Origin of the sequence: Winogradskyella aurantia, from assembly GCF_002266855.1 — a bacterium.
Lineage (GTDB): Bacteria > Bacteroidota > Bacteroidia > Flavobacteriales > Flavobacteriaceae > Winogradskyella > Winogradskyella aurantia.
In genome coordinates this window covers 399,051-421,816 of record NZ_NGJN01000003.1, presented here as the reverse complement: position 1 = coordinate 421,816, position 22,766 = coordinate 399,051, and the positions used below count along the sequence as shown (strand labels likewise).

Annotated in this window: 15 protein-coding genes; 13 read left to right on the top strand and 2 right to left on the bottom strand. The window is 37.3% G+C overall.

The window, feature by feature from the left end; all coding sequences use genetic code 11:
- Positions 1 to 60: 60 nt before the first annotated feature.
- Positions 61 to 7,953: a Kelch repeat-containing protein gene (locus tag CA834_RS14805; protein WP_094968106.1), complete on the bottom strand. Its 7,893-nt coding sequence runs from the start codon at positions 7,951 to 7,953 to the stop codon at positions 61 to 63.
- 587 nt (positions 7,954 to 8,540) lie between these two features.
- Here CA834_RS14805 and CA834_RS07700 point away from each other — a divergent pair.
- The 13 genes from CA834_RS07700 (at position 8,541) to CA834_RS07640 (ending at position 21,331) form a co-directional block, all read left to right on the top strand.
- Positions 8,541 to 9,761, top strand: coding sequence for a BaiN/RdsA family NAD(P)/FAD-dependent oxidoreductase (locus tag CA834_RS07700; RefSeq protein WP_094968105.1), 1,221 nt, complete (start codon positions 8,541 to 8,543; stop codon positions 9,759 to 9,761).
- Positions 9,758 to 10,165, top strand: coding sequence for a DUF4174 domain-containing protein (locus tag CA834_RS07695; protein WP_094968104.1), 408 nt, complete (start codon positions 9,758 to 9,760; stop codon positions 10,163 to 10,165). Before CA834_RS07700 ends, CA834_RS07695 begins: the two co-directional genes overlap by 4 nt.
- Before the next feature lie 60 nt (positions 10,166 to 10,225).
- Complete coding sequence (locus CA834_RS07690; RefSeq protein WP_094968103.1) at positions 10,226 to 11,305, top strand: diphosphomevalonate/mevalonate 3,5-bisphosphate decarboxylase family protein; 1,080 nt, start codon at positions 10,226 to 10,228, stop codon at positions 11,303 to 11,305.
- A 25-nt stretch (positions 11,306 to 11,330) separates the two neighbouring features.
- Complete coding sequence (locus CA834_RS07685) at positions 11,331 to 12,260, top strand: mevalonate kinase family protein (RefSeq protein ID WP_094968102.1); 930 nt, start codon at positions 11,331 to 11,333, stop codon at positions 12,258 to 12,260.
- A gap of 66 nt (positions 12,261 to 12,326) precedes the next feature.
- Positions 12,327 to 13,229 (top strand): geranylgeranylglycerol-phosphate geranylgeranyltransferase, encoded by a 903-nt coding sequence (locus CA834_RS07680; protein ID WP_094968101.1) that lies wholly within the window; start codon positions 12,327 to 12,329, stop codon positions 13,227 to 13,229.
- Positions 13,229 to 14,173: a carbon-nitrogen hydrolase family protein gene (locus CA834_RS07675; protein WP_094968100.1), complete on the top strand. Its 945-nt coding sequence runs from the start codon at positions 13,229 to 13,231 to the stop codon at positions 14,171 to 14,173. The genes CA834_RS07680 and CA834_RS07675 overlap by 1 nt, the downstream gene beginning before the upstream one ends.
- A gap of 46 nt (positions 14,174 to 14,219) precedes the next feature.
- Positions 14,220 to 15,026: a pseudouridine synthase gene (locus CA834_RS07670; protein WP_094968099.1), complete on the top strand. Its 807-nt coding sequence runs from the start codon at positions 14,220 to 14,222 to the stop codon at positions 15,024 to 15,026.
- A 550-nt stretch (positions 15,027 to 15,576) separates the two neighbouring features.
- Entirely contained in the window at positions 15,577 to 17,046 is a 1,470-nt protein-coding gene (locus CA834_RS07665; RefSeq protein ID WP_094968098.1) for a type III PLP-dependent enzyme domain-containing protein, read from the top strand.
- 6 nt (positions 17,047 to 17,052) lie between these two features.
- Positions 17,053 to 17,994 (top strand): agmatinase, encoded by a 942-nt coding sequence (speB, locus tag CA834_RS07660; RefSeq protein ID WP_094968097.1) that lies wholly within the window; start codon positions 17,053 to 17,055, stop codon positions 17,992 to 17,994.
- Positions 17,984 to 18,961, top strand: coding sequence for a deoxyhypusine synthase family protein (locus tag CA834_RS07655; RefSeq protein ID WP_094968096.1), 978 nt, complete (start codon positions 17,984 to 17,986; stop codon positions 18,959 to 18,961). Before speB ends, CA834_RS07655 begins: the two co-directional genes overlap by 11 nt.
- Positions 18,962 to 18,963: 2 nt before the next feature.
- A complete protein-coding gene (locus tag CA834_RS07650; RefSeq protein WP_094968095.1) occupies positions 18,964 to 20,496 on the top strand; it encodes a carbon-nitrogen hydrolase family protein in 1,533 nt (510 codons plus the stop codon).
- A 43-nt stretch (positions 20,497 to 20,539) separates the two neighbouring features.
- On the top strand, positions 20,540 to 20,869 hold the full coding sequence (locus CA834_RS07645) for a hypothetical protein (protein ID WP_094968094.1): 330 nt from the start codon (positions 20,540 to 20,542) through the stop codon (positions 20,867 to 20,869).
- Positions 20,870 to 20,917: 48 nt separating this feature from the next.
- On the top strand, positions 20,918 to 21,331 hold the full coding sequence (locus CA834_RS07640) for a VOC family protein (RefSeq protein ID WP_094968093.1): 414 nt from the start codon (positions 20,918 to 20,920) through the stop codon (positions 21,329 to 21,331).
- Between the two features lie 18 nt (positions 21,332 to 21,349).
- Here the strand turns inward: CA834_RS07640 and CA834_RS07635 are convergent, their stop codons facing one another.
- Entirely contained in the window at positions 21,350 to 22,738 is a 1,389-nt protein-coding gene (locus CA834_RS07635; RefSeq protein ID WP_094968092.1) for a mannosyltransferase, read from the bottom strand.
- Positions 22,739 to 22,766 lie beyond the last annotated feature (28 nt).

Genomic DNA, 22,766 nt, shown 5'->3' with positions numbered 1-22,766 from the left:
TCCAATCAAATTAAAAAATCAAGTACAAAATAATCAGCATTATTGGCCGGTACTAAAATCTTATTTTATAATTAGTTTCTTGGTCATTTTTTCAGAGCCGTTCTCGATATTGATGATATAGACGCCCTTGTCCAGTTCGTGGGTTGCAATATTGTGCAGTGCCTTATTTAAGCTCAAAGTGGTTGATATGACCAATCGCCCTTGTACGTCATAAAGTTTTGCCGTAGTGGGCTCCGTGATCAATCCAGAAATAACTATAGACTGGTTTTGGGTATCACTGAACACCTTTAGCCTTTCAAGAACCGTGGTGCCGGATGAGAGGGCACTGTCCTCGAACGATAAGAAGTAACGCCCTGGGACGTTAACTGCGGTACTGGGCGTTAAAACATAATCACTGTCGTTTAATAATACCGTAGTTTGCATTACATGGTCTTCCAAATACACCTCAACGGTGCTAGGCAAGGTGTTTTCAGCAATGCTTATGCTTAACTGTTCGCCCACATTGGCATTGACCCCTAGAGGAATCTGGATATCTGAATAGTCCGTTTCACCAACGGATTGAATGGCCATAGGTAAACCCGTATCCTCTTCCACCAAATAAGAGAACAAACCAAAACTAGGTGCGTTCCCGCCCCAAACCTGGGCGTCATAACCTTTGTCCAATCCCAGGCTGGCATTAGGATTGAAATAGAAATCAGTATGATATGATTTATCGTTCTGGTTCAGGTCAAGCTTGAGGTAACTCGAGGAAGCAGAAGAATTTCTATTTGCAATAAAATCGTCCGATGCTCCCTTAACGCGCATAGAGGGTTCAAAATTAACGTTACCTCCCAAGTCCGTTGCCACAAAGAAGCCCTGACCAGGGGCAATCAATGCGCCTGAATTTGTTGGGTCTTGGGCATATGCTAGGTTCCAAACCACCCAGCCATCACTGGCATCACCGTCATAGCCATAGACGCCAGCGCTATTTTCCGCAAATACAGCGTTATTGGCAGTTAAAAAATCCAGTAGGTTTATATAGGACGGATACGGATTACCGATCAAGTTCCAGACCTGAAAGGCTGGACCGGAATTGGTTATGGGTACTGCGACTGAGCCCGTGTTTACCGTCCCTGAAAACGTAAAGGTGCCTCCATCAATTGAGGCTGCTCTATATCCTGTACCGGCATCCAAAGTGGCTGTCTCTGTACTAGTATAGATATCATAGCTACCATCGGTTTTGTTGAAAGGTCCGAAAAGATACAGTGTATTACTGTTATTGCTGACAATATTTGTATTGTTCGATAGAAACTCGTTAAAAGGCTGTCCAGATAGCGGAGCTGCAATCAAGTCGTTGGAGCCAGATTCTCCTTGTGCGGCCGTACTGTTGACATGTCTTTTGTAAATGACGTCACCGTTTACGGCGCTGTTGGCAATGAGACTTGCATAAGAAGAGGACGTAGATTGTAGTTCTAAGGTTCCGGTAGCATCGATGTCACCATTGGTTGTAATAGCTTTCCCGGCTTCTACGATAACTGAAGTACCGGGCCTTATGTTTAAATTGTTTACTTCAATATCTGAGTTTACAGTGTAATTACCGCTGAGTATAAGTGCATTTTCCGATATGGTGGTTTCATCTGGGGCATGTGGGGTCCATATGGAATTATCATATATTAAATCAATCCTGGGGACTACAAGATTAACTACAAGAGTGTTAGTATTATTGTAAGTCACCGTGAGAGTCGCATTTTTATTATAATCCGAGCCAGTATATGAAACAACAATATCATGTGTATCATTGGCATTGATAAGCTTGTTTGGTACATTTCCTGATTCAATTGTAAAATCTCCTGCATCTGCACCAGATATAGATATCTCTTTAAGTATTGTTCCAATATTACCATCAGAGTTATTCATTGTTATTGATTTAGTATCACCTACAAAAAAGTTTACCTCAGTTACTGCAGACAAGGTACTAGATTCACTAACAGAACCCGCAGGATTATCTTGGCCATAAAATTCCATATTTTTTTGATTTCCAGCACCTCTAACTTGTGAACCACCAACAATATATAGACCTTCACCAGAGACAATTCCTTGTGTTCCATTTCTTCTGTAATTTAGAGGAGCACCAGTAGACCAGGATTGGGAAAGCGGGTCATAAATTTCAGTAATATCAAAGGCGTTTGTGCTTTGTAGTGATTCTCCACCGGCAACAATTAATTTATTTTCAAAATTAGCCACAACTGCACCGGCTCTTGGTGTTGGGATATTTTGAGCAGGTAATAATGTGCTCCAAGTTCCAGAAGTAAAATCATACACATCAACTTCAGAGATTACTGGTGCAAAAAGACCACCGGTTCCTCCCGAGAGTCGACCCGAAGCAGCATATAATTTATCCTCAATAACTACTGCTTGAAAATGATCACGAGACCTTGGAGCGTCTTCAAGTACATTCCAAGTTGCAGTACTAGGATCATAGACATCAAACCAATTAACATACCCACCATCATGTCCATTAGTGTTCCCTGCAAGAATGTAGAATTTATCATTATATACAACTAACCCCGTGGACCCTCTTTTTCTTGCTTGTGGTATTTCTGGACCTTGAATCCATTCTTGAGTCGCAGGATTAAAAGCCCAAATGTAATCTGCTGGCGTTTCAGTAGGAAAACTATTGGTTTTAAATGCCCCTATTACCCAGATTAAACCTTGATATTCTACACCTTGGAAATGATTAAATTCAAATGGAGCTGAATTGTTAAGAGAAATCCAAGAGTCGGTTGCATAGTCATATACATCCATGGTCTGTGCGTTTTCTCTACCCCCCATTAAATAAAATTTATTTCCAGCTTGAACAAATGAGCATTCATGACGAGCGGTGTAGGTTTCGTCTTCATCTTTGTCAAACCAAAGATTAGAAAAGCTAGTTGTAATTGTCCAAATGAACTGTTGCGTTACCGCATCGGATCCTGGTTTTGATGCTGTGATTGTAACTTCGTGGATACCGTCATTATTTGGTCCACCATTTATTGCTGATGGATTTATGGTCCCTATAATCTGGCCATTGGTTGGCTCAACATCCAACCCCGCAGGTTGGTTACTGATAGAATAGGTTATATTTTCATTGGGGTCACCTCCACTAGCAGCTAATACAAGTGCGCTAGACTCCCAAACTTCATTGCTCTGGTCGAGCACCGTTTCGAAGGTTAGTGGGGGTAGGTCAGGCTCAATAGAAATCCATCTTGTTGCATTTGAGGGGTTATCAATACCATCTATGCCACCGTTGGTTACTATCAATCGGTCTCCAAAGACTTTCGCAGCTGGCGCCAATAAATTCTCAGGTAGGTTGCAAAGTTCTGACCACGTATCGGTTGCAGGATTATATTCTGTGACATTATCAAAGAAAATATCACCTTGTCTTCCTCCAACTATGATTATCTTATTATTGTGAACTATGGTTCCTGGTTCAAAATGAGACCGTTCAAAAGGAAGATCTGCTAGTCTCGTCCATTGATCGGCGACGGGGTCATACACATCGAGAAACTTTTGGTCTGCGACACTTATATCATGACCATATTGTCCACCAATTGCATATACTAGGCCGTTAACACTAGCGGCGCTCAAATGATTCCTAGGATCAGGAAGTGAGGCAGCTGAAACCCAACCAGCACCTTGATTGTTTATGTCTAAAACATAATGATTGCCAACGTCTGTTTGCCTATCGGGCAGTAAACCACCAAAATAGTGAATCTTTCCATTATTGAAAGTCGCGGCTCCAGAAGCTACTGGCTGTGGCATATTTGGACCATTGCTCCAGCTATTTGTAACCGTATCATAAATTAGAACCTCGTCTGTTGCCACACCAGGATGGTCCCCAACAAAGCCTCCTATAATCCAAATATCCGTTCCAACAACGGCTATACCCATATGTGTTACAGCGGCTATACCTAAATGCATTGGTTGTGTTTCTGCGTATTCAGGCATGGGGGCACCAACACTCCAGGTATCTGTTGTGCTGTTATAAATCTCTGTAGCATCACTAACCTTTAAATTGGCCTCAAATCCCGCAAATACATATAACTTGTCTCCTACCTTAGCACTTTGAGCTTCTAATCTTTCCAAACTTGAGTTTGCCAAATCATTCCATGAACAAGAATTTGGTTCTACCACGTTTATATTAATCGTGTCAACGTTTGTTAAACCATCATCATCTGTAACCGTTAATGTTACTTCGTAATTGCCCGATAGATTGAAAGTATAGCTTGGGTTAGTTTCTGATGATGTATCACCATTACCAAAGTCCCAAAAATAACTAACGATACTATTGTCGTCAGTAGATTGATTACCAGTAAAATTAACATCAAGGGGAGCCTCACCTATCAAAGGTGTCGCAGAAGCGATGGCGTTAGGAGGTTGGTTACCAAAAAGTGAATTCTGAATAACTTCAATAGCATTTAACAATGGGTTTTCTGTGACATGGCCGAATGATATATTCAGTTCTCCGTCACTTACAGTCACGGGATAGGATAGCATTCCGGCTACTTGGTGCCCGAAAGTTGTAATTAAATCAAGATTATCCTGAACCACCGTTCCTTCGATTAGAATGTCAAATATCCTCTCGCCGGGTTGACTTGTTCCAGAAAAGCTATTTCCAAGAAAAAGATTTACTGTATAGTCACCATTTGCTAAAGGAATTGTAAATTCCATCTCTGGTCCTGAAGGAGGATCCCAACGCTCACTGCCAAATAAACCATCAAACGTTTGTTCATCAATATAATCAGGTATGGAATTGTCCCTATTCGAATATAAAAAAGTACTTGCGAATAAATTACCCGTATTTACGGAATAAGAAGTGCCGCTGTAGGCACCTTGATTCGGGTTTGATTCCCAGTCTGGACCCTCGTCCGTACTAGTAATTGTTACAATGCTACCTGCGCTTATGCGAACTACAGGAATCGAATCTAACAACTCAGCAGTTAAGGGTACGATTAAAGGACTATTAGTTCCATTGTGTGCAATTTCCAGTGAAGCAGATTTAGTGCCGGTAATTGCGTTAGGGGAGAAGATAACAGGGATTAAGATATCTGATTGGGGACCTACTAATATGGGTAATGCTAGGTTGGTACCAAATAAATTGGCATCAGGTCCCGTAATATTTATTTGAGTAATCTCAATTGGCCCATCAGAAGGAGATCCAAGGTTTTTAATTTCTAGAGTTAACTCATTGGGACTGCTATTAATGGATGACTGACCAAAATCAACTGGACTTAAATTAGGGGCTAGTGAACTTGTTTGATTTTCTGAAACAGTTATAAAATCCCAGGTGGCAATATAAGTAGACCCAGAATTACCAGAAGTGCCTATCAACCCAACGGCCAATCCTTTATTGTCATTAGGATCGAGAAAATTAGAGGGTAAACTATACGGATTGTTTCCTAATGTGTTTATAGATATTCCACTGTCGAATGAATAAAATACTTCAGCGGTGTTAGCAACTGGATTTACCGAAATGTATAAATCAACGGCTGAAGCCTCCAGCAGACCGGGAGCATCAAAAGTTGAGATTGTGCTAATTCCACTGTTTTCTAAAACGACTTCAAATCCATATAAATTATCACCACTTGTAATCCCTTCCATTAGAGCGACTTTAAGGTAATTATCTTGGTCTCCGTTACCTATAAAAACCCCGTAGGATTGACCGGGTTGAGGAGCTGTGCCATTGAAGGGGGTTTCAATTTTGGTGTAGACCGTAAAAGGATTTGAATTAGAGTCAACGTTAATGCCAAATTGAAAAGCATTCTCTTGAGAATTCTGAGCATTTGATGCACTACCTGAAGAAACTTCATCTACAGTGGCTTTTCCACCAGCCCCTCCGAAGGACAGTTTATCAGGGTCAAATTGCATTAAATAATTAGTGTTGCCTGATGGGTCGAGTTGTAAGCCTGTAAATCCTAGCCCAAAAAAACCTGTTCCCGGGTCGTTGTTCCAAAAAGGATAATTAATGGGTAGGTTTGTTGTTAAACCATTCTCTGCATCAATAGCAAAAACGTCTTGGTTATCAGGAATACCGTCATTGTCATCATCAGGGTCATTCAAATCAGAAATTAAATCGCTATCATTATCATTAGGTTTACTACCAGCAGAACAATGATTTGTTCCATTTTCTATTTCATCTTGATTAGTATATCCATCATTGTCATAGTCTGCTTGTGCATCATATTCTGGTTCTCCAGGTTGAAAACAATTTCCAAAATCTCCTGGCTCAAAAACCGTTATATCGTCTGCACCATAGGTGGCAACCCAAATGGTGCCTGGAAAAGGACTACTATCGCCTAAGGCTATTAAATCTAAAGGAATGCTACCAAAACCGTTTAGAAAGCCATTATCCTTGGACTCAAGCGTAGTACCTCCTGCAGCTAACGTATAGCGATTGATATTGCCATTAAATGAAGCAGTAAGAATATCACCTTGCATTGCGCCGTTAAAATTAGTAGCTGTATATTCACATATTCCGTTTGTTGAAGATCCCACAATGTCTAATATATTTACTTCAGTATTCGCAGTAGCATCTGCGAGATAGGCACCCTGACGAGAATCACTAGGGAAATCTGTCATGCTAAAACTAGAGTTGAAATATCCACTTACACCATTAATCAGTGAAGACCATGTGTAAGAACCATTTTCTACCCAGTCATTACCATTGTACTCAAATTTGTATACACCTGCCTTATCTGGAAAGGCTCTTATAGGTGCAGGGTGTCCAGCATAATAGGTGTTATTGGCGTCATTTATGGTTCCGATGTAATGCAAGGCGTCGCCATGGCTTATCCCATTTTCAATATTAAACTCATTCGTAATATAGTCTCCTGCAGCAGGATTATAGGTAGATGTATTGTGAGTGCCTTTGAGTTGGTCGTTACTATCGTAAATTAACGGCGTACCACCCCATCCTCCATTAGGTCCATTGTCACTTGTAAATATTGAACCACTTTCCGTAATAACAACATCATAGGCATTTCTATAACCAGAAGAGAATATTTGGACAGGACCGCCATCTTCTGGAAATGTCTGATTTAAACCATTATTTCCACCAAAAGGATCACCGATATCAATAGTTGCATTGTAAAGGGGGTGTGTTGAGGAGTACGGGAAACTAGGGTGTGTATTGTCTATATCTTGCCGATCGGGATCATTCACAGAAGGTAGGTCATAAATGAATGGTGTATTGCCTATTCTAGGATCGAAATAAGGTCCACCATTGTCAGTCTCCATTTGCTCTAATTGTGAAATATTTACAATTAATAACGCACCACTTAAATAATATTCAGAAGATCCAGCGAAATTATTACTTGGTGCTCCTTGATTGGTATTGCCTCCTTGTTGAATAAGTAGATAAGTCGTACCTCCACGTGTAAAAAGATCTAATCCATTAGTGGAATGATTTTCCTCACAGCGGGGAAGTCCTCGCACTAAATCTACCTTTTCCCAAGTTGAACCGTTCCAACTGAGGCGTGATAATATTCCAGAATTTGTATCGAGGTTAACATCATTCCCTAAACCACCTCCACCACCAATGCGCGAATCAGAAGACGTTACGTACAAAATAGGATTTGTAGGCGTTCCTGTGACTAAAATTCCAGTGATTTGTCGAGCTTGAGTGGAGTTAAAAGTTCCATCATCATTATGATTGGGAGTGTTGTTTTTAATGAGATTGATTTGATTGCTGCTTAATATAGTGTAGGTTCCACTCCCAGGCACGGCATCATCCCTGCCAACTTCATACTCCCAAATTACACCATCCTGCTGAGCTACATACAATTTATTGTTAGGTCCGAAATCAAGGGAGGTAGGATTATTTATATCCGCACCGACCAAACCTGAGGAACCGAAATTAATAGATTGAGATTGTAGTAACGAGTGGCTAACAATTAGAAGTAAGCCAATAATTGCGGTTTTATTGCTAAATGACATAACTTAATAAATTCGGGTATTGTTGATTATTTCAGAAGTAATGAAGATTAAAAAAACTAAATGACACGTGGTTAATTAATAAATAATTAAAAAACCAGGATGATTCAATTTAGTCCCAATTCTCACTCACTTTTAAATTCCAATTAAATGTATTGATTACGTTATAAACTTGATGATTATATATTCAACTATTCGTTTAAATGGATAAATTACCCGTTCAAATAAATATCTAACCAATTCACTATGAAATAAGTATAGTTTTGAAAACTACACAAATTTAGTTGACGTAATTTGTAAGGCCAGATGTTTTTTCATTGAGTGACTTTACCTCTAGGGGCTTGTTTTCTATATTGAGACAACTTTTCTATTTTAGAATCGATTTAACAACCCAGAACTTCTTTCAGGCATTTTGTTGGATCTGATTAAATTACTAGTAGTACCTAAACTGGCATTATAAACATAGATAGCTATGAGGTAATAAATGGTCTGTTCTGATAATTCATTATATTTTAAAAGCTTTAAATTAGATGTAAGATGAATTCTTTGAGAACCGAAAGAAAATTTTTAATCTCAGTTAATATATTTTATTGAGCACACATAAAGATATTATAATAATTGGTGGTGGAGCTGCAGGATTCTTTGCGGCTATTAATATTGCCGAAAAACATCCAGAATTAACGGTTGCTATCCTAGAACGAGGTAAAGAAGGTTTACAAAAAGTGAAAATATCTGGCGGTGGACGCTGTAATGTCACGCATGCAGAATTTATTCCATCAGAGTTAGTCTTGAATTATCCAAGAGGTGAGAAAGAACTACTAGGACCCTTCCACACCTTTATGACAGGAGATACCATGGCGTGGTTTGAGGAACGCGGTGTGGAATTAAAAATTGAAGAGGATGGCAGAATGTTTCCGGTTTCCAATTCATCACAAACTATTATTGACTGTTTTTTAAATGAAGCTCAAAAATTCAAGGTTGAGATTCTGTACAACCATTCTGTAAAATCGATTATTGCTGAGGAGAATGGGTTTTCAATAGCAACATCTCAAGGTACTTTAGAGTGTTGTAAAGTTGTTGTTGCGACAGGAAGTAATCCGAAAATCTGGAAATTACTGGAAGAATTAGGACATTCAATTGTACAACCAGTCCCATCATTATTTACGTTTGATATTAAAGATAAACGCATAGAAGATATTCCTGGTGTTGTCGCTAATAATGTTGAGGTTAAAGTTTTAGGAACAGATTTAGTTTCAGAAGGTCCTTTGCTGATTACGCATGTTGGTGTGAGCGCACCGGCCATTTTAAAACTCTCTGCTTTTGGTGCAGTAGAATTGGCAAAACTGAACTATAATTTTAAGATTGAGATAAATTTTGTTCGGTTAGATTTTATTACCTGCGTACAGCAACTGAAAGGTTTTAAACAAGTTTTTGCAAAAAAAAGTGTCTTGAATTCAGCGCAATTCGATGTGCCAAAACGACTTTGGCGACAATTAGTTTTAGCTTCAAATATTGCGGAGACTGAACGTTGGGCCGATATCACTAAACAACAGCTTGAAGATTTAACAGCACAATTAACGGCAGCTGTATTTCATGTTACTGGAAAAAGTACATTTAAAGAAGAATTTGTGACTGCAGGTGGCGTGGACTTAAAGGAAATTAATTTTAAAACATTTGAGAGTAAACGCATTCCAAATTTATTTTTCGCTGGTGAAGTGATTAATATCGATGCCGTAACGGGCGGTTTCAATTTTCAAAATGCGTGGACTAGTGCATATATTGTAGCGCAGTCTATTAATGATTATCTATGAAATGGTTTTTACTCCTTACAGTATTTCTTTCTAATATGGGTTTTGCACAAAATATTAAAAAACATCAGTGGAAAAATCGTGTTTTGGTCATTTCTGCTAGTGCAAAAGACACTTTCAAAGTAGAACGACAGATGACGTATTTTGAGAGTGTGTCAAAACAGCTTTTAGAACGCAAATTAGTACTCTATGAGTGTGTTGAAAATACCTGCACATTTTACAATTATAAAGAGGCACCTCAAACAATTTCCGCTAAAAACAACCCTGCAACTTTCAGTATAGTCTTATTTGGTTTAGATGGCGGTAAAAAGTTTGAATCTGATGTTGTTGTGACACCAGATGTTCTTTTTAGTTTAATTGATAGGATGCCCATTCGACGCCAAGAAATTAGGGAGAAGGATAATTGATTTTAGTCTATAAATAGTGCCTCATAATTTCCTTATTTTTGCAACTTCAATTTAAAAGCAATGAAAGCATACGATTTTATTTTAAAATCTTACGATAACACTATTGAAGGTGGCTCAGTAACTTGGGAATCGCCAAGTAATATTGCTCTAGTTAAGTACTGGGGAAAACGGAAAAATCAAATTCCTGAAAACCCCTCTATCAGTTTTACCTTAACGGAATGTAAAACAATTACTGAAGTAACATTCACAAAAAAACAAAGCGACGATTTTAGTTTTGAGGTATACTTTGAAAATCAGCTTGAGGATGCCTTTAAACCAAAAATTAAAACTTTTTTTGAGCGTATTGACCTCTATGTGCCTTTTTTGAAGGACTTTCATTTTAAAATAACGACTTCGAATACCTTTCCACACAGTTCAGGAATTGCGTCTTCAGCGTCTGGTATGAGCGCTATAGCTTTGTGTTTAATGGATATGGAACGGTTGTTTTCTCAAAATGAAATCAGCGAAGACTATTTTAAAAGAAAAGCCTCTTTTTTAGCACGATTAGGTTCCGGAAGCGCATGTAGAAGTATTGAGGGAGAACTTGTGGTTTGGGGAAAAAACAAGAGTTTTAAAGACAGTTCAGATTTATACGGTGTCAAGTTTAACCAGCCGCTTCATGATAACTTTAAAAACTATCAGGATGCCATTTTATTGGTTGATAAAGGGGAAAAACAAGTGAGTAGTACAGTGGGCCATAATTTAATGTTAGGCCATCCTTTTGCTCAAAAACGATTCGAACAGGCTCACGAGAACATTGAATATTTAAAAAATTGTCTCATTTCAGGGGATGTAAAGTCTTTTGTCAAAATTGTTGAAAGTGAGGCTTTAACGCTGCATGCCATGATGATGACCAGTAATCCTTACTTTATATTAATGAAGCCTAATACCCTTGAAATCATCAATAAAATATGGGCTTTTAGAGCTGAGACGAATTCTGGTTTGTGCTTTACGTTAGATGCCGGAGCAAATGTACATTTACTATTCCCAAAGGCTGAGGAATCTAAAGTTTATGAATTCATTAATAGTCAGTTAGTTGCATATTGCGAAAACGGTCACTATATTTGTGATAGTATTGGTTTAGGAGCGGCTAAAATTTAGGTGCTGTAAAACCCCAAGAAAAATTATGAAAGGACCCCTATTTTATTCGAAGATTCTGTTATTTGGAGAATACGGAATCATCAAGGACTCAAAAGGTTTATCTATTCCCTATAATTTTTATAATGGTGCGCTGAAGGTTAGTGAAAACCCGTCAGTTGAAGCTATGAAGTCTAATAAAAGTTTAAAGGAGTTTGTTGATTATTTACGCAATATCGACAAGGCTTTAGTTGCTTTTGATTTTGAAAACTTACAACAGGATGTAAATGGTGGAATGTATTTTGATTCGTCCATACCACAAGGCTATGGTGTAGGTAGTAGTGGCGCTCTAGTGGCTGCTATTTATGATAAATATGCAAAGGACAAGATTACAGTTCTCGAAAACCTTACCCGAGAAAAGCTTTTAAGGCTTAAGACTATTTTCTCTGAAATGGAATCTTTTTTCCATGGCAAGTCCTCTGGATTAGATCCCTTAAACAGTTATTTGAGCCTTCCTATTCTAATCAAATCCAAAGATAATATAGAGGCAACTGGTATTCCATCCCAAAAAACAAATGGTAAAGGAGCCGTATTTTTATTAGATAGTGGGATTGTTGGTGAAACTGCTCCTATGGTAAGCATTTTCATGGAAAATATGAAGAATGAAGGATTCCGAAGCATGCTAAAAGACCAATTTATAAAACATACGGATGCTTGTGTAGATGATTTTCTTAAAGGAGATATAAAATCCTTATTTAAAAATACCAAGCAACTATCTAAAGTGGTGTTGAATAATTTTAAACCAATGATTCCTGCACAGTTTCACGAGCTTTGGAAGAAAGGTATTGAGACCAATGACTACTATTTAAAGCTTTGTGGCTCGGGTGGTGGAGGCTATATCCTTGGTTTTACCGAAAACATAGATAGAGCTAAGGAAGCCTTAAAAGGCCAAAAACTAGAAGTAGTGTATAATTTTTAAGCTTACAATAAAAAAAATATGGGCCCCACAAGTATTCAACCTTGTGGGGTCTTTTAATTTAGTGCCATGTTATCGAGACAACAGAAACTAATATTACTTAAGTTCTTCAGTATGTTTTCTGTTGTGCGCGGATATAATATACTCGTGGTGGTGCTTGCCCAGTATTTGGCATCAGTTTATATTTTCGCGCCAGACAAAACTATAAAATCTGTTATCCTAGATGTCAATTTATTAATGCTAGTGCTTGCCTCCTCGGCAGTAATAGCTGCTGGATATATCATTAATAATTTTTACGATTCTGAAAAAGACTTGATCAATAGGCCTCAAAAAACCATGCTAGACCGTTTGATAAGCCAGAATACCAAATTATCATTTTATTTTGTGCTCAATTTCTTGGCACTTGTTTTTGCGAGTTATGTCTCATTTAGAGCAGTAATTTTCTTTGCCTTGTACACCTTTGCTATTTGGTTATATTCACATCGCTTAAAAAAGCAACCCATGGTGGGTAACATCGTTTCCGCTATTCTTACCGTCACACCGTTTTTTGCCATTTTTATATACTATCAAAATTTTCAACCTGTAGTTTTTGCACATGCCATTTTTCTATTTTTACTCGTATCCATGCGCGAATTGACTAAAGATTTAGAAAATATTAAAGGTGATTTAGCCCTAGATTACCGAACAGTGCCAGTTTTGTATGGTGAAAAAGTATCAAAACTAATGCTCACGGCCGTGGCCTCCCTTACCATTTTATGTGCTATTGCTTTGATTGTTTATTTTGATATTGGGTATATGTATTATTTCTTTTATCTAAGTGTATTTCTATTAGTGGTTTTTCTGCTCGTCTTGTGGCGTTCAAATAGAAAAACCCATTATCTTATGTTGCATAATATTCTCAAATTTATAATAGTAGCAGGTATATTTTCTATTTTATTAATTGATGTATCTGTTGTTTTAAACCGTATTTAATGGATACCTTAAAAATTGCAATGGCCCAAATGGCGCCTGTTTGGTTGAACAAACAAGCTACTTTGGATAAAGTAACAAATGCTCTGGAAGAAGCGGCTTCTAAGGAATGTGAATTGGTTGTTTTTGGTGAGGCCTTATTGCCGGGCTATCCCTTTTGGCTTGCGCTTACTGGTGGTGCCGAATGGAATACCGATTTGAATAAATCCTTACATGCCCATTATGTAAGAAACTCAATTTGTATTGAGAAAGGCGATTTAGATGCTATATGTCAATTGGCAAAAATAAATCATATGGCTATTTATTTAGGAATCATTGAGCGTCCCTTGAACCGTGGAGGACATAGTATTTATGCCTCTTTGGTGTATATTAATGAATTGGGCCAAATACAATCAGTGCACAGAAAGCTTCAGCCCACTTACGATGAAAGACTAACATGGGCTCCCGGAGATGGTCATGGGCTAAAGGTCCATGACCTCAAAGCCTTTTCGCTTGGAGGTTTAAATTGTTGGGAGAATTGGATGCCCTTGCCACGGGCGGCCTTATATGGACAAGGTGAAAATCTTCACATTGCCGTTTGGCCAGGAAGTGAGCACAACACGAAGGATATTACACGGTTTATTGCGAGGGAGTCGCGCTCTTTTGTGGTTTCTGTGTCGGCATTGATGAGAAGGTCAGACTTCCCTGAAGACACACCGTATTTGAGTGAGATTCTTAAATCGGCTCCAGAATGTTTGGCGAATGGTGGAAGTTGCATTGCAGGGCCAGATGGTGAGTGGATTGTTGAGCCGGTGATTGATAAAGAGGGACTTATTATACAATCCATAGATGTTAATAGGGTTATTGAGGAACGACAAAATTTTGATCCGGTTGGGCATTATTCAAGACCAGATGTTACCAAACTTGTTGTAAACACAGAAAGGCAAAGTACTGTTGAATTTAAATAAATCTTGTAAAGTATTGTCATACCTTTGCACATAATTAAGTTGTAAAATGAGTAAACCTAATCAAGATAGAGCCAATAAAAACCATCCCCGGAGAGAGAGCAATGCACGGTTCAAAAAGAAGCAACCTAAAAAAACATCTACACCCTCTGATGATATTCGGTTAAATAAATACATTGCTAATTCTGGTATATGTTCAAGACGAGAGGCCGATGAGAATATTGCGATTGGATTAGTGACCGTTAACGGCAAAGTGGTTACTGAAATGGGCTTTAAAGTTAAAAGAACAGATGATGTGCGCTTTGATGGAAGGCGTATAACACCAGAACCAATGGTGTATGTTCTTTTGAATAAACCAAAAGGATTTGCCACAACAACAGCCGAAGGTAAGGGCAGAACGGTTATGGATTTGGTAGCGAATGCGACCAATGCTAAAATCAAACCGATAGGACGTTTAGGTAGAAACTCTACAGGCTTACTCTTGTTTACCAATGATGACAAGGTTATGCAAAAATTTACAAATTCTAAAAATGGTGTGGTTAGGCTATTTCAGGTAGATTTAGACAAAAACCTAAAGTTTGAAGATTTAAAGAGTGTTCAAGAAGGTCTTAAAGTAGATGGCAAGCTGATTGAAGTTGAGGAAATAAGTTACATTACAGGGGAATCCAAAAACAAGGTCGGAATAAAAATTAAAAATACGGGAAACTCTATACTTCGCACCATCTTCGAAAATTTAAAATATGATATCATTAAAATTGACTGTGTGGGTATTGGTCACCTCACCAAGAAAGATCTTCCCCGTGGCCACTGGAAGCATTTAACTAAACAAGAGGTGAATACACTTAAAATGCTATAGCCAAAACATGCACTGCTTTGGATAAATGGACCGTTTTAACTATAATGACATTTGTAGGGTTGCTTCCAATGATATAAGCTAGAGTCAAAAACTAGAATTACAATTAAAGGATTGAAATGAAATTGAACTAGAAATCGATGTTAGCAGCAGGATAGTAATTTTAGAAGGCTATAAACAATTGATTACTATGAGGTATAGTTAAGTTTCCATTAGAATAAATGAAAAAAATGATTTTAAAAAAAATTATAAAAACGTTTGGCAAATAGAAAAATACTCTACTTTTGTTATGCTTTTTAGCTGAACAAATTGAAACATGTTTTTACGTTCGGGTTTTTGAAAATTAGGGAGTCAAAATCAAAAACAGCTCATAAGATGAGTAGCCGAAATTTAAAGCTACCTTCCGATTCTACAATAGTTGCTAGCCAACATATATATGGTTTTGTTCCAACGACACAAAATCAGTTCCAAATTTGATAAAGTCCAATATTTTAAATACTTTCAGAAGATTTAAAACATTTCTTTATCACTAAATTTTACACTTTAATTTAAAATGAACACAAAATACATTGATCTAATCGATCAATCATTTCACTTTCCTCAAGAAGAATTCACCTTAGAGGACAAAAACTTATTTTTTCATGGCGTAGATCTAATGCAAGTGGTCGCCGAATATGGCGCACCTTTGAAATTTACCTACCTGCCAAAAATTTCGGATAATATTTTACGAGCTAAAGATTGGTTTGCAAATGCCTTTAAAAAGCACAATTACAAGGGAAAATACAATTACTGCTATTGTACTAAAAGTTCGCATTTTAAGCACGTACTGGACGAAGCGCTAAAAAACGATATACATATTGAGACCTCTTCGGCCTTTGATATTGACATTGTGCAAAACTTAAAGAAAGAAGGTAAAATAACAAATGATACCTATGTGTTGAGTAATGGCTTTAAGCGAGATAAGTACATTGGTAATATTGCAAATCTTATAAATAGTGGTCATCACAATTGTATTCCCATTATAGATAATTATGAAGAAATAGACCTGCTCTCGCAGAATATTGACGGGAAATTTAAGGTAGGCATCAGGATTGCGTCAGAGGAAGAACCAAAATTTGAATTTTATACGTCGCGATTAGGTATTGGTTATAAGAATATTGTACCTTTTTATAAAAACCAGATTCAAAATAATGAGAAAGTTGAACTGAAAATGCTTCACTTTTTCATTAATACTGGAATTCGTGACAATGCTTATTATTGGAATGAATTGACCAAATGCCTTAAAGTGTATACGGCATTAAAAAAGATATGTCCAACATTAGACAGTCTTAATATTGGCGGAGGTTTTCCTATAAAAAACTCACTAGCTTTTGATTTTGATTATGCCTATATGGTTGAGGAAATCGTTAACCAGATTAAAACGGTGTGTGATGAGGAAGAGGTCAAAGTACCAAATATTTTTACTGAATTTGGGAGTTTCACCGTTGGTGAGAGTGGTGGCGCCATTTATCAAGTGCTCTATCAAAAACAGCAAAACGATAGAGAAAAATGGAATATGATCAACTCCTCCTTTATAACCACATTGCCTGATACATGGGCTATTAATAAACGTTTTATTATGCTTCCTGTAAATCGTTGGTATGATAATTATGAGCGGGTATTATTAGGAGGTTTAACCTGTGATAGCGATGACTATTATAATAGCGAACAACATGTCAATGCTATTTACCTTCCTAAATTTAATAAGGAAAAACCATTATATATAGGTTTTTTTAATACAGGAGCCTATCAAGAGACCATCGGGGGGTTTGGTGGTTTGCAACACTGTTTAATACCTGCGCCGAAACATATATTGATCCAACGTGATGATAATGGAAATTTAAGAACTGAAATTTTTGCAGAACAACAAAAAAGTGAAGATTTACTTCATATTTTAGGATATACCAATTTAAGGCAAGATATAAATACAACAAACCAAAAACAGGGAATTGAAGAAACCCTGCCTATTAATTCACAACAATAACTAAAAATGAAAACAAAAACTTATGCTGGTATACCAGCAGAATATGCAAGCCTAGATACGTCTAAAATAGTACTAATACCAGTGCCTTATGATGGAACTAGCACATGGCAAAAGGGAGCTGATAAAGGTCCTGAGGCGTTTTTGGAAGCTTCTGAGAACATGGAGCTTTATGATATTGAAACCGATTCTGAAGTCTACCAACAAGGGGTGTTTTTAGCAGATGCCGTAACAGAAAACAGCTCACCTGAAACTATGGTAGCAGCAGTGCACCAAGCAACTAAAAAGTATATTAAGAAAAACAAGTTTGTGACCATATTTGGTGGTGAGCATTCTATTTCTATTGGGACCATAAGAGCTTTTAATGAAATGTTTGAAGATTTAACTGTGCTGCACATTGATGCGCATGCCGATTTACGATCAAGTTATGAGGGCTCAAAATGTAACCACGCTTGTGCTGTGTATGAGGCCAGCCAAAATACCAATCTCATTCAGGTAGGTATACGCTCTATGGATGCTATTGAAAAAACAGTAATGGATGAGGAGAAAACCTATTTTGCGCACGAAATGGCAGATGATGATAGTTGGATGGATTCTGCCATCGACCTAATGACAGAAAATGTGTTCATTACTTTTGATTTAGATGCGCTAGACCCTTCAATTATGCCGAGTACGGGGACTCCAGAACCAGGCGGTTTACTCTGGTACGAGACTTTAGAATTCTTAAAACAGGTCTTTGAAGAAAAGAATGTGGTTGGTTTCGACATTGTAGAATTATGTCCAAATAAAGACAACAAAGCGTCTGATTTTTTAGCGGCAAAATTGTATTATAAAATGTTGAGCTATAAATTCCAGGATGAAGCCGTAGACCAAGAGTTTGAAAGTAATTTCAATGACGCCTCTAAGGGAATGAATAAACTTTCTAAATTTAAACTAGAAGATGACTACTAATAAAGGCCACATATCTCAATTTATAGAAAAATACTATTTGCATTTCAATGCTGCCGCATTAGTCGATGCAGCCAAAGGGTACGAAGATCAGCTTAACAATGGTGCTAAAATGTTAGTGTCTTTGGCAGGTGCAATGAGTACCGCAGAATTGGGTAAAATATTTGCCGAAATGATTCGAAAGGATAAAGTGCAAATTGTATCCTGTACAGGAGCTAATCTGGAGGAAGACATCATGAATTTAGTGGCACATTCGCATTATAAGCGCGTACCTCATTACCGTGACTTAACCCCTCAAGACGAATGGGATTTATTAGAAAAAGGCTTAAACAGGGTAACGGATACCTGTATTCCTGAAGAAGAAGCATTTCGACGTATACAAGAGCATATCGTAAAAATATGGAAAGATGCTGAAGCTAAAGGCGAACGCTATTTACCACATGAGTATATGTATAAATTACTTTTATCTGGTGTTTTAGAAGAACATTATGAGATAGATTTAAAAGATTCGTGGATGTATGCCGCAGCGGAAAAGAACTTACCTATTGTTTGTCCTGGATGGGAAGATAGCACCATGGGTAATATTTTTGCGAGCTATGTCCTAAAAGGAGAGTTGAAGGCAAGCACCATGAAATCGGGTATAGAATACATGACTTTCTTGGCCGATTGGTATACTGATAATTCCGAAAGTGGTATCGGATTTTTTCAGATTGGAGGTGGCATAGCAGGTGATTTTCCTATTTGTGTAGTACCCATGTTATATCAAGATATGGAACGCACCGATACACCGTTTTGGAGCTATTTCTGCCAAATTAGTGATAGTACAACCAGTTACGGATCCTATTCAGGCGCAGTACCAAACGAAAAGATTACCTGGGGTAAATTAGATATCAACACACCAAAATTTATTATTGAAAGTGATGCGACCATAGTAGCACCACTTATCTTTGCTTATCTTTTAGATATGTAACTATGGAGGATCAAAAGATCGAAAATATTGAACTCAAATATCTCACAGTAGACGACTTTTGGGAGCTTAAGCAAGCAACCCTTGAGGTTTATGGCGGTATGCAAGATTCAGTTTGGAAAAAGAGTGAAATCAAGAGGCTAACGACCATTTTCCCAAAGGGTCAGGTAGTTATTAAGATTGATGGTGTTCTTGCTGGGTGTGCCTTATCGCTTATTGTAGATTATGATAAAATTGAAGATAATCATACCTATAACGATATTGTTGAGGGGGAAAAATTTAAAAATCATAATCCAGAAGGTGATGTGCTTTATGGGATTGATGTCTTTATAAAACCAGAATTTAGAGGTCTTAGGTTGGGTCGTCGTTTATACGATTATAGAAAAGAGATTTGTGAAGAACTGAATTTAAAGGGAATTGTTTTTGGAGGTAGAATGCCTGGTTATCATAACTATCGGAAGCAGCTTACACCAAAGCAATATATTGAGAAGGTCAAACGGAAGGAAATAAATGACCCCGTTCTTAATTTTCAGATTTCTAACGATTTTCATCCATTACGAATCATAAAAGGTTATCTCGAGGGTGATACGGAATCAAATGAATATGCTGTTTTAATGGAATGGGATAATATTTATTATACTAAACCCACCAAAAAGGCCAGTACAGTTAAAACAGTAGTACGCTTGGGGCTGATACAATGGCAAATGCGTCCGTATCCAAGTTTGGATGATATGATGCAACAAGTGGAATATTTTATAGATAGTGTTGCTGCTTACAGATGTGATTTTGCTGTATTACCAGAATTTTTCAATGCTCCGTTAATGGCTGAATTCAATCACATGCACGAGCCGGACGCTATAAGAGAATTAGCCAAATTTACTGCTGTGATTGTAGAACGCATGCAACAGTTGTCTATTTCCTACAATATCAATATCATTACTGGTAGCATGCCAGAAGTGGTCAAGGATAAACTGTTTAATGTTGGTTATTTATGCAGACGAGATGGAAGCCTTGAGCGCTATGAAAAAATCCATGTCACACCAGACGAGGAAAAGGTTTGGGGTATGCAACAAGGTCACGAACTAAAAACCTATGAAACAGACGCTGGTAGAATAGGGGTTTTGATATGTTATGATTCTGAATTTCCAGAACTATCACGCTTATTAGCAGATGAAGGTATGGATATATTATTTATTCCATTTTTAACCGATACCCAAAATGGCTATTCACGAGTAAGACTTTGTGCCCAAGCGCGCGCCATAGAAAATGAATGTTATGTGGCTATAGCAGGTAGCGTCGGAAACCTGCCAAATGTAAATAATATGGATATTCAATATGCGCAATCTGCTGTATTTACGCCTTGCGATTTTTCATTTCCAAGCAATGGCATAAAAGCAGAGGCTACCACTAATACGGAAATGATATTAGTTGCCGATGTTGATATAAGTTTATTAAGGGAATTACACGCATTCGGTGCCGTAAAAAACTTAAAAGATAGAAGAAAAGATTTTTACGATGTTGTTCGTGTAAAAGAATAAATAGTATATTTAAAAAAAATAGCTCCAAAAAGTTAAGAATATAATGAAACAAAAAGACGCACATTTAAAGCGAGTCATAGTTGATTTTAAAAAACTAACACCAGAAATTTTAGCCATGTTGGTCGATAAGTATCCTGATGGTTATGATGATGATAATATTATAACCTTTAAGAATGCCAAAAATGAATTGGTTGAAGCTGTTGAGGTGACTACAGAGGATACGAAGTATTTGGTTAAGGTAAGTACGAAATTGTCTGTAACAATGGAGAATTATGATGAAGATGATTACGAAGATTATGATAATGACGATCCCGAAGCAATACAAGACCCGGATTTAGAACCAGGTGAAGAGGATGATGAAGATTTAGACTAATCTTATACAGTTATTAACGGAGTGTAATACATACTAAATGGTTGAATTATGGAAGCATCATTTCATATATCATTGCCTTGCCTCAGTGTAAAAGAGACTAAAAATTTTTATACTACCCATATTGGGGCTTCTATTGGACGAATTTCACAAAGCTGGGTGGATATCAATTTATATGGTCATCAACTCACCTTTATCAAAGTGGGAAAATTCAATTTCAATACACCCAATTATGTCTTCGAGGGGAGTATTTTGCCATCATTTCATTTTGGGGTTATCTTAGACCAAAAAACTTGGAATACCGTTTATGACAAATTGAAAACGACTGGTCTAGAAGTCGTAAATAAGACTACTTTTCTGCAAGACAAAGTAGGGGAGCACACCTCCTTTTTCATCAAAGATCCTAATGATTATATGCTAGAGTTTAAAAATTTCAAAAACACAAAGGACACCTTCACGGCATGATTTCAAAACCTTGTATTTTTAGGTGTTGTTAAAAGTCTGAGCTTTGAGATGAGACGGTCTTTTGAATAAAATTTCCCAAAGTAAAACGGTAAATACAACTCCATACTCTAGGCCTATAATCCACATATTTTCTGCATTATCAGGCTTGCTGTAAGCAAAATAGCTCAGTACGATGACCATAGACCACACCAAGGGAAATTTATAATCTGTAAATATGCAAAGGATAACTAATGTGGCAATATACCAAGGGTGAACAGTAGTGCTTAAAAACAAATAACAGGTCAAGACTAATAGCATAGAACTGACCAATTCAGGAAGTGCAGTGTTGGTTTTAATTAGTGAAAATCCTAAAATTACCAGTATAGAAATAATAGGCAGTATTATAGTGATTATTGCAATTTCATTGTACCCAGTTGTGGCGAATCCAATTGCCCTTGCGAGGTAATAAATACTGGCATTAAATTCAAAAGTCCCAAACCATAAACCAACAGATTTAGAATAATTGGTGATAAATTCCATCGACAAAAACGGTACCAAAAGAACAAGGGTTGCTGTACCAATAATCAGGTAAAATACAATAAGCTTTTTAATACCCTTAAAAGGGTTCTGTTTTTTTACAAACCATCGAAAAAATAGGGGAAGAAGTATTAATGGAATTAGCTTTACGGAAATGGAGCAGGCTAAACCAACCGCAGCCCATTTCCACTTAGCCAAGTGTAATAGGTACAGACTCCAAACCAAGAAAAAAATCATTACCCCTTCAAAGTGCAGGTTACCGGTTAATTCAATAATAATAAAGGGGTTTAAAATATACCAGAAGATGCGACTGGACGGCAATTTTAAGCGTTCTAATAGCTTTTTGCCAAAATACAGGGTGCCAATATCAGCAGCAATAATAATAAAGCGCATACCTATTACAGAGCTAAGAATACTTTGTCCAGGAAATAGATTTCCAAGAACAAAAATCAACTGCTTTAACGGTGGATAATTTGTATAGTGGGAAGCACTTAACGCACCCATACCTTCATACAATGCAACCTGATTGGGAAAATTTGAAAGCACCCCTAAACCCATTTGATAGTCCGGAGTGGTAAGATAAGGATTAAGACCAGCTAAAATCATTTGACCATCCCATACAAAACGATAAAAATCTTGCGATAAATTCGGAATGGCAAAGAGAAATAACACTCTAAAAGCTAGGGACGCCATAACTAATAGCCTAAAGTTGTAGCCAGCGGTTTTCAGTAATTGATAGGCAAATACAAATAGGGCAAAGTATAATAATACAAGTTTCGTTATGTCCGTCCGCACCAAATCATAACCAAATGACAGATACAGAAAACTACTCAATAGCATGAAGAGTAAAGATACTTTGTGATACTTGAATAGATTTTCTAGCCTAGCCATTAATCAAAGATAGAAATTGAAATGTACT